The sequence below is a fragment of the Cytobacillus firmus NBRC 15306 genome, assembly GCF_001591465.1.
GTDB classification, from domain to species: Bacteria; Bacillota; Bacilli; order Bacillales; family Cytobacillaceae; genus Cytobacillus; species Cytobacillus firmus.
Genome location: NZ_BCUY01000238.1, coordinates 1 through 874, shown reverse-complemented (window position 1 = coordinate 874; position 874 = coordinate 1). Strand labels below are relative to the sequence as shown.

The window sequence follows — 874 nt, the reverse complement described above, 5'->3', positions numbered from 1 at the left end:
GGAGGAAGCAAAAGCTTACACTGAACGCCCACATGGGAGGCAAAAGAAATTAGATAGCCATAAAGACTGGATACTTGCTTGGTTAGAAGAATACCCGCACCTGAGCGGTGCACAAATTCATGATTGGCTCCTTGAAAGATACCCCGATCTGATAGTCGGGGGAAGTACGGTGAGATCTTATGTAAAAGAAGTCAGGGAAATTTATCAGATTGAGAAGAAAGTAATTGTTCGTCAATACGAAGCTGTTCCCGAACAACCGATGGGCAAACAACTTCAGGTAGATTGGGGTGAAACAAAGCAGAAGACTACTGACAACAAAGAGATTAAGCTGTACTTCATTGCGTTTGTCATGGCTCATTCAAGGTACAAATACATGGAGTGGCAGACACGTCCTTTCACTACTAGAGACGCAATCCGGTGTCATGAAAATGCTTTTCAATTTTATGGAGGACGCACCGAAGAAATCGTATATGATCAGGATCATCTAATCACAGTCAGCGAGAATGCAGGCCAGCTGCTTTTAACAGCTGAGTTTCAAAGTTATGTGAATGAACGTAAGTTTAAAATTCACCTATGCAGAAGAGCTGACCCGGAATCTAAGGGCATGATTGAAAATGTGGTGAAGTACATAAAAGGTAATTTCGCAGACAGTCGAGTGTTTAGCGACATAGGGGATTGGAATCATCGGGCATTACAATGGCTCCAGCGAACTGGGAACCATCAGGTTCATCAAACAACGAAAAAAAGACCAGCAGAAGTGTTTCTCCTCGAAAAGCAACACTTACAGCCAGTCTCTTCATTACTTTCATATGAAAGTACCAATAATCAAAGTATAACAAGAAGTGTAAGTAAGGACAACACAATCCGTTATAAG

Annotated in this window: 1 protein-coding gene; it reads left to right on the top strand. The window is 41.9% G+C overall.

Features of this window, described 5'->3' with window-relative positions; all coding sequences use genetic code 11:
- Window positions 1–874 (top strand): IS21 family transposase (gene istA, locus BFI01S_RS22060; protein WP_156478377.1); only part of this gene is annotated, 874 nt, incomplete at both ends.